The sequence below is a fragment of the Pseudoalteromonas sp. Isolate6 genome, assembly GCF_022398435.1.
Taxonomy (GTDB): Bacteria; Pseudomonadota; Gammaproteobacteria; order Enterobacterales; family Alteromonadaceae; genus Pseudoalteromonas; species Pseudoalteromonas galatheae.
In genome coordinates this window covers 1-7330 of record NZ_JAKEVK010000218.1, presented here as the reverse complement: position 1 = coordinate 7330, position 7330 = coordinate 1, and the positions used below count along the sequence as shown (strand labels likewise).

Genomic DNA, 7330 nt, shown 5'->3' with positions numbered 1-7330 from the left:
TTTAGTATAGAGAATTAATCATGAAGGTAAATTGAATTAACATGATGGGGTTAATCCAAAAAAGCGATTAACTCCGATAGACGGTTTTGATCAAGTGGAATCCAAACTTGGTTTTTACTGGGCCGTGTACTTCAAATAGCGGCTTCTTGAATACCACATCGTCAAAGGCCTTCACCATATCCCCTTTATTGAACTCACCAAGGTCGCCACCGCGCTTTTTTGAAGGGCAAAGGGAATGCTGTTTAGCCAATTTGCCAAAGTCAGCACCTTTGGCTAGTTTGGCTTTGATATCTAAACACTCTTTTTCGGTTTTTACTAAAATATGATAGGCGCACGCTTTAGGCATGAAGGGACTCTCATTACAAAAATAAATGCGATCATGCAGAGCTTGTGCGCCTATGGCAAGTTAAAATGTTACGCTGAAACCTATAGAAGGACGCATTTCAAAGTCATCGCTTTCCTCTTCTATATATAAATCATTGATTGATTTGACTCTATCGTAGTCAAGGTCAACATAGGCAGTATTGTCTTGGCCATATGCATTCATTAGCTCCAAAATTAGCTTGCCATCGAGACCAAATAATTCTGTTTTGCGTTCAAAACGAATATCTAGACGGTGATAAGTGTCAAAACGCTCTGAGAATGGGTCGCCATACACAGGCAAGTAGCGGTTCGCAAATTCAGGATTCTCTTTTACACCCACAATTGGGGTATAGGCTTGACCGCTGCGAGCGGTAAAGTTAAAGCCGCCAGACCACTTTTCACCAAAGTCATAGTGAAACACGGCATTCAGAATAAAAGGAGTATCGGCATAATAGTCACGCTTAATGCCGGTTAGCTCATCCTCACGCTCACTTTTTGCAAGACTTACTGCAACCCAACCATACCAGTCATCGGTTTTGTTTTTGTTAATAATAAAATCAACACCGTAGGCTGTACCGGAAGTCCCATTGATGTAGTTTACCTGAGATAAAGGGGCACTTTTTGGCAGGTCATCCATAGTTTTATAATAGGTCTCGACGGAATATGACCACTCATTTTCTAACTCCTGTTTAAAGCCTAAGGTATAGTGAGTTGAACGCTGTGCTTCAAGTTCAGGGTTACCAACAACAGGTAAAATGTATTCAAGATCTTGAATACGGCTGTAAGTACCAGCCTTGGCTGAGATCACGGTGTCATCGTTATAGAAGTAATTGAGCGCAAGGCGTGGATGGACAATGGTCTCATCACTGTAGTCATAATATTCGCCTACTATTCCTAATTCACTTTGCCATTTTGGTGAAAACTGCCAAACATGATTAATCCCAATAAAGGCAGAATCTGTTCCAGCACTCGATGTGCCCTTAATCCTTTCACCTTTATTTAGATCACAGTCGGGATCAAACTCGGTGCAAACATAATTAAAAGCGTCGTAGCGGTAGGTGGATTTTTTGTCGTAGTAGCCAGCATCAGCAATGACACGTTGTTCTTTATTTAGTTTATAACTGGCTCGTATCTTATAGCTGAGTTGTTCTTCTTCAAAATTCTCAAAATAGCCATCAGATAAAGTCGCACGTTGACCGTAGCGCATGGTGGCTTGGTGATTGAGATACCCGACGCCAGCGCGAATATGTAAGTCTTTGGCGTAGTGGTCCCACAAAATGTTCTGACTATTAAATTTACGAATATAGCGAGCATCACCCTGATATTCTGGAGTTTTAAGAGCAAGATCTGACGCACCTGAAAACCCAGCCGCAACCGAATCTTCCGCGCCATTGATATTTACCGTTAAGGTATTATTTGCATTGATACCCCACAGCCACTTGGCTTGATAGTCGTGATCATCTGGTGGATCGTTAATGGTGATCCCTGTAGGCTTGCCATCATCGTCCTCAAGCTCCTCGCCATCACTAAAAAATAGCGGTAGGGTACTTTTTCTTGCTGACACATAGAATGCAGAGCTTTCAGTCGCTTTACCTTCAACAAAAATACCTGCGTTAAACATGGTTAAATCTAGTGTGGTGGCAATATCTTGGTATTTTGGATTACGCAGCGTGACGTCAAACACGGCACCAGTGGCATTGCTGTAACTGGTACCAAACCCAGCAGAATTCAGCTGAAAATCTTGAATTGTATTGCGGTTGAAAATAGAGCTGCCGAAATCGTGAAAGATATATCCTGCGGGCATAAAGTCTACTTCAAAGATATTGTCGTCAGGAGAGGAGCCTCGCACGGCAGGTGCGCCCATTGAACCACCCGCGGCAACAACGCCAGGCAGAGCAAAAGCAGCCCTGAGTGGGTCGCCCATAGCTCCTGGCATGTCTACAAGTTTTTGTGCATCTTCGGTAATTTCTGAAATAACTGAGCTGCGTTTGTAAATAACTTCGATGTGTTCAATTTTCTCCTCATCGGCTAATGCGTTATTGGCAAGGGTAGTGCAGAGCACGAGGAGTGAAATTTTACTGAGCGTAAAGTTCGGGGCGTGGCGCATGGTCGGCTTCCTATTCATCCTTTGTTAAGATGTGCGTTAGCCTAAACGAAATAATTGTTGATTAATTTCAGAGAGTCGTAATTAACTGTAAGCGGTTTAATGAAATTTCTTACAATCTCGCTCGGATCCCTATCTCGGATGAGTAACCAACAGAGCGCTCGGTTATTTTGAAGCCTTCATCAAGTACATAATATGTAGGGTAAGCCTGCACTTTATACGCTTGTGCCGTGGTTTGATTACCGAGTAATACGGGCATGTCTAATTGTAGATCGCTGACAAACTTTGTTACCTCTTCGGTGGAACGATAATCCAGTGCAATCGCCACTGCTTTGACTTTGCTTTGCTGATGTAGTTTATTAATATTCGGCATGCTCACTCGACATACGCCGCACCAAGGCGCAAAAAAATACACGACGCTTTGTTGCCCTTTAAGCTGAATAGACGAATAAGTTTGCTTGGATTGTAAAATGGGTAGATGAAATGGCGGCGCCGTTTGTTCTCCCGAGTCGGTAAGCATGTTTCTTTCTTGATAGGCTGAAACGGCGAAAAACACCAGCACAATGATGAAAGCTTGGCCAAGTAGCTTGAGCATACAAATGATCCCGTAATAACAGTAAGCAACTATAAAGACCGCAGTGTAGCGATCTTTATTGCAGCGGATCAATGTATTTGAGCTTAAGCGTAGGGGTTGTCGCCTAGGTAGCGTTTCGCTTTTTGCTCTTTCAATTTAGCTAAGTCAACGAGTACCAGACCATCGATACAGTTATTAAAGTCGGGATCTATACTAAAGCTCAGAAAGTTCACACCTTGCTCTTCGCAGAGCTCAGTATACTGTTTAAATAAGGTTGGTACTTGCGCACCCATATTAGCAAGAATATGTTTGAGCTCAGCGAAATCTTCTTTGATGTCATTGCCACTGAACATGTGTTGATAACGGTTAAGCTGATCATTACTCAGCTTCATTTCGTTGTTCGGCGTGGCGATATCAGCAAGGTTTGAAAAGTAATGTTGGTAGTGATATACCAACATGGCTTTTGCTTCATCCGGTAACGCGTTTGAGAGGCTGACTGCACCAAACATATAACGGTGCTCTGGGTAGCGCTTTACGAATGCACCGATACCATACCACAGGTAATCTAGGCTCTTGCGACCCCAGTATTTGGGCTGCACAAAGCTGCGACCAAGTTCGAGGCCTTTTTCAAAGTATGGGGTCATGGCTTCACTGTACGAAAATAAGCTGTCGGTATAAAGCCCCGCTTGTCCATGCTCCTCTATCACTCTCTTGGCACTTGCAAGTCGATAAGCCCCCACCAGCTCGAGTTGTTTCGTATCCCATAGCAACAAATGGTGGTAGTGCATATCATACTTGTCGATATCACGCCGGTTACCACTCCCTTCTCCCACTGCCCTAAAGGCAATTTCCCGAAGGCGTCCAAGCTCTCTAAATATCACCGAGCTGCCGGTGTATTGGTAAACGTATATTTGCATGCCATCAGGTGTTTCACCGATACACTCGCATGCTTCCACTGCCTTTTTTAGTTCTTTACGATTTTCTGGAACTGCTATCGGGGTTTGTGTTTTGAGTGGCAGTGGTTTTTTACTGGCAAGACGATAGAGTTGCTTACGAATAAGCGCGACTATCTCTTTGTCTTTAAGGTTATCAATAAGATAAGACTCTGGAGGAATGCTGGCGCCTATTTCAAATTCTAGCGACTTTTGCCTTTGTTTAAACATCTCTTTGACCAATAATAAGCTGGCTAAAGGCTTGTAAATCATACTGGTGCCGTAAAAGAGTGGACTGTTTTTCGCTTTGATAAAAATGGGTAGAATGGGGCAATTGGCTTTTTTAGCCATTCTTAAAAAGCCAGAGTTCCATTTACAGTCTTTAATACCGGTTGGGCTTAAGCGAGAAACTTCGCCTGCAGGGAAGATAAGTAATGCTCCCTCAGACTTCAAATGCTTGTGAATATTTGCCAGTTCTTGCTTTTTACTGGTTCCTGAGAGGTTATCAACAGGCAGTAATAGGGGATGCATTGGTGTAACCGACATCAACATCCGATTAGCGACGACCTTCAAATCAGGTCGTACTTGTGCCAGCACTTTGATTAGTGCCAGTGCATCTAAAGAGCCAATTGGGTGGTTTGCGACGATCACCACCGGCCCTTCGCTTGGGATATGCTCTATTTGCTTTGGTTTAAAACGAGCGTCAAAATCTAATTCATCAAGTACTTGTTCCACAAACTCGAGCCCCTGCAAATGAGGGTAGGTATCAGCAAACGCGACAAACTCTTGCTCATGCAAGAGATAACCAAGTCCTTTTTTTACTAAACCTTTTACCTTTGGGGAGTTTTCAAGTTGTGGAAGATTTGCTTCAATGACTTTATCTACACTGATCATTTTTCATCACCTGTTGGCGCTTTTTTGCAAGAGTAAAAACTATTAATGACAAGCATGTTGCATTGGTATGTCATTTATTTTGCAGTGATAGCGTATAGCGAAAATAAAGGAACAATATGGCTTTACTTATTTGTGTTACTGGTCGTAATAATGACAAGTTAGTTGCTGAGTTAGCAGCGCTGCTGCCGCAGCAAACCTTGCTTGAATGGCCCGTTGATGATATTAGCTTATTAAAGGAGGTCGAGTTTGTACTGGCATGGAACGCGCCAGAGACGCTATGGTCACAGCTTCCAAATTTAAAAGTTGTGCATTCTTATGGTGCCGGTGTTGATAGCATTCCGATGCGGCTGTTACCACCACATGTAGAGGTTGCGCGGATCGTTGACCCAAATTTAGCTGATGATATGGCTGAATATGTATTAGGCCAACTATTAAGTCATAAGCTTCGAGTTAGAGAGTATGGGCACAATCAATCTCAGCAAATATGGAAGCCAAGGCGCGCAAGAACAGGTCGCACGGTTGGTATTATGGGGATGGGACAACTAGGCCTTGCGGTCGCGCAAAAGCTATACGTAAATGGGTTTAATATCAAAGGCTGGTCCGGCTCTGCAAAACAACTCGACAATATTGAGCACTTCAGTGGGCAAGAAGAGCTCGCAGCCTTTCTTGCAGACCTTGATTACCTTGTGTGTCTTCTACCACTGACTGAACATACCAAAGGAATATTGAACGCCCAGCTGTTTGCACTCGCGCCAGATCATTGCGTACTCATAAATGTCGCAAGAGGTGGCCATCTTAACGAGACGGATTTACTCGACGCGTTAGCGGCTGAGACATTTGGAGGAGCTATTTTAGACGTATTTAACACAGAACCGCTTCCAGCATCACACGCCTTTTGGCAGCAGCCAAACCTTAGCATTACTCCACATGTTGCCGCATTAACCAGTTTGAATACGGCTGCTGAGCAAATTGCTAACAACTATTTAGCGATGCAGGAGGGCAGAGCACTCGTTCATTTAGTTCAGAAAAAGCAGGGTTACTAATTGATTAAATGGTGGTAATTAGCCATAGAGTAAGGTGTAAAGAGAATAGTATAAACTACTGTATAAAAAAACATCTTGAGAGTTTATGAATGATGCATTAATTTAACAAAAAAACAATAATAAAAAGGTCGAACCCATGAAGCAAAGTCAAGGTGGCGCGAAATTATCACTTGTTGTAGTTTCGGTTATTTTGTTAGGCGTATCTGCTTGGTTTAATCAAGCGAGTGCTAGTGAACTTCAGGGGACGACACCCACCGCAAATAGCAAATAAGCCGAGTTTTACTCGGCTTTTTGTTTTTTAGCGTTTAGCGTGGCGCTCTCTGTTTTCATGTTTTTTCTCTTCACTTTTTCTTAGCAGTACGTACGTAGAACCGCTACCACCATGGCATTTTAACGCTGAGTGAAACGCTAATACTTGCGGCATTTCTTGCAACCACTTGTTTGTATAGCTTTTGAGTACTGCAGGAAAGGGTTTACTGTTTAAACCAATGCCGTGCCTTAACAATAACACCCGAATACTTTTTGCATGGCAATCCGTAATAAAGTCAAACAAAGCTCTACGGGCATCATGAAAGGGTTTGCCATGTAAGTCTAAGGTGGCATCAACTTGATACTTACCTAATCTGAGATTTTTATACACGCCATCTTGAACACCACTTTTTTTATAGGCGAGTAGATCGTGCGGATCTAATAGATCAACGTACTCTGTAGATAAGTAATTAGGATCAAACTCCAGTTCTTGCTCGGCGGCTTCGCGTTTTGCGAGTTGCGAAATGGTTGGTTCGTTCTTGTGACGGCGTAATTCTGCTTTTTTGTCTTGAGCGAGAGGAGTGACGTCGCCCATTGAAGCTAAAAATAGCTCTTCATCAGTTATGGCCATACTGCTTCTCCATTAACAAGCAATGATGGCCATAATTTTAGCGCACCGAAGTGAAATAGGGAACTAGTCGCTAGGAACTAGTTGCAGCGGAGAACTAGTGAACTTCCATTTGACCAAAGGTGTAGACTTTGAATAGATAAAAAGTATTTATCAAAATCAGGCTTAGGTTAGAAATTACACTGGTGTTCATCAGATCAAGGCTAAACGAGATAAAAAGTACGCCACATGCGCACACAGCAGCTACTCTTAGTAGCGTTTTATGGTTAATAAAAAAGGCACCAAAACCTAAAGTAAGTAATACTAAGTTAAGTAGCCAGTCGAGCTCGTTTGCCATTGTCTGTTTGGTTCTCCAAATACGTTTAAAGGATCGCCATTATGGTGATCATTTAAGCTTCATTCAACTAATATATTTTATTGTTTTCACATTAGAAATTTTAATGGATTAACAGTGCCTGAATAGTTATGTTACGGCTGTTGCATAAGTCGTTATAAATCTATGTTAACGCTTTTAATTTCTTTATGACTTGACTGGGTTAATAT

Annotated in this window: 8 protein-coding genes; 2 read left to right on the top strand and 6 right to left on the bottom strand. The window is 42.5% G+C overall.

The features are described from left to right. Nucleotides 1-67 precede the first annotated feature (67 nt). The 4 genes from L1D50_RS19810 to L1D50_RS19795 all read right to left on the bottom strand — a co-directional run bounded on the left by L1D50_RS19810 (nucleotide 68) and on the right by L1D50_RS19795 (nucleotide 4867). Complete coding sequence (locus L1D50_RS19810; RefSeq protein WP_010378882.1) at nucleotides 68-346, bottom strand: peptidylprolyl isomerase; 279 nt, start codon at nucleotides 344-346, stop codon at nucleotides 68-70. A gap of 60 nt (nucleotides 347-406) precedes the next feature. Continuing rightward, nucleotides 407-2470: a TonB-dependent receptor gene (locus L1D50_RS19805; RefSeq protein WP_239966648.1), complete on the bottom strand. Its 2064-nt coding sequence runs from the start codon at nucleotides 2468-2470 to the stop codon at nucleotides 407-409. 109 nt (nucleotides 2471-2579) lie between these two features. Further along, complete coding sequence (locus L1D50_RS19800; RefSeq protein ID WP_239966647.1) at nucleotides 2580-3062, bottom strand: TlpA disulfide reductase family protein; 483 nt, start codon at nucleotides 3060-3062, stop codon at nucleotides 2580-2582. 83 nt (nucleotides 3063-3145) lie between these two features. Next, nucleotides 3146-4867, bottom strand: a complete 1722-nt coding sequence (locus L1D50_RS19795) for a lysophospholipid acyltransferase family protein (protein ID WP_128726926.1) — start codon at nucleotides 4865-4867, stop codon at nucleotides 3146-3148. A 116-nt stretch (nucleotides 4868-4983) separates the two neighbouring features. Here L1D50_RS19795 and L1D50_RS19790 point away from each other — a divergent pair, with 116 nt between their 5' ends. Both L1D50_RS19790 and L1D50_RS23475 read left to right on the top strand, forming a co-directional pair. Further along, nucleotides 4984-5910 (top strand): glyoxylate/hydroxypyruvate reductase A, encoded by a 927-nt coding sequence (locus L1D50_RS19790; RefSeq protein WP_239966646.1) that lies wholly within the window; start codon nucleotides 4984-4986, stop codon nucleotides 5908-5910. A gap of 136 nt (nucleotides 5911-6046) precedes the next feature. Continuing rightward, a complete protein-coding gene (locus tag L1D50_RS23475; RefSeq protein WP_010378895.1) occupies nucleotides 6047-6181 on the top strand; it encodes a hypothetical protein in 135 nt (44 codons plus the stop codon). Between the two features lie 27 nt (nucleotides 6182-6208). Here L1D50_RS23475 and smrA read toward each other — a convergent pair whose 3' ends face one another. Both smrA and L1D50_RS19780 read right to left on the bottom strand, forming a co-directional pair. Next, nucleotides 6209-6790, bottom strand: a complete 582-nt coding sequence (gene smrA, locus L1D50_RS19785) for a DNA endonuclease SmrA (RefSeq protein ID WP_128726924.1) — start codon at nucleotides 6788-6790, stop codon at nucleotides 6209-6211. A 94-nt stretch (nucleotides 6791-6884) separates the two neighbouring features. Then, entirely contained in the window at nucleotides 6885-7124 is a 240-nt protein-coding gene (locus L1D50_RS19780) for a hypothetical protein (RefSeq protein WP_128726923.1), read from the bottom strand. Nucleotides 7125-7330: the final 206 nt, after the last annotated feature.

Coding starts and splice junctions, on each gene's coding strand:
- L1D50_RS19790 (WP_239966646.1), top strand. CDS start 4,984: ATGGCTTTACTTATTTGTGTTACTGGTCGTAATAATGACAAGTTAGTT.
- L1D50_RS19795 (WP_128726926.1), bottom strand. CDS start 4,867: ATGATCAGTGTAGATAAAGTCATTGAAGCAAATCTTCCACAACTTGAA.
- L1D50_RS19800 (WP_239966647.1), bottom strand. CDS start 3,062: ATGCTCAAGCTACTTGGCCAAGCTTTCATCATTGTGCTGGTGTTTTTC.
- L1D50_RS19810 (WP_010378882.1), bottom strand. CDS start 346: ATGCCTAAAGCGTGCGCCTATCATATTTTAGTAAAAACCGAAAAAGAG.
- smrA (WP_128726924.1), bottom strand. CDS start 6,790: ATGGCCATAACTGATGAAGAGCTATTTTTAGCTTCAATGGGCGACGTC.
- L1D50_RS19780 (WP_128726923.1), bottom strand. CDS start 7,124: ATGGCAAACGAGCTCGACTGGCTACTTAACTTAGTATTACTTACTTTA.
- L1D50_RS23475 (WP_010378895.1), top strand. CDS start 6,047: ATGAAGCAAAGTCAAGGTGGCGCGAAATTATCACTTGTTGTAGTTTCG.
- L1D50_RS19805 (WP_239966648.1), bottom strand. CDS start 2,470: ATGCGCCACGCCCCGAACTTTACGCTCAGTAAAATTTCACTCCTCGTG.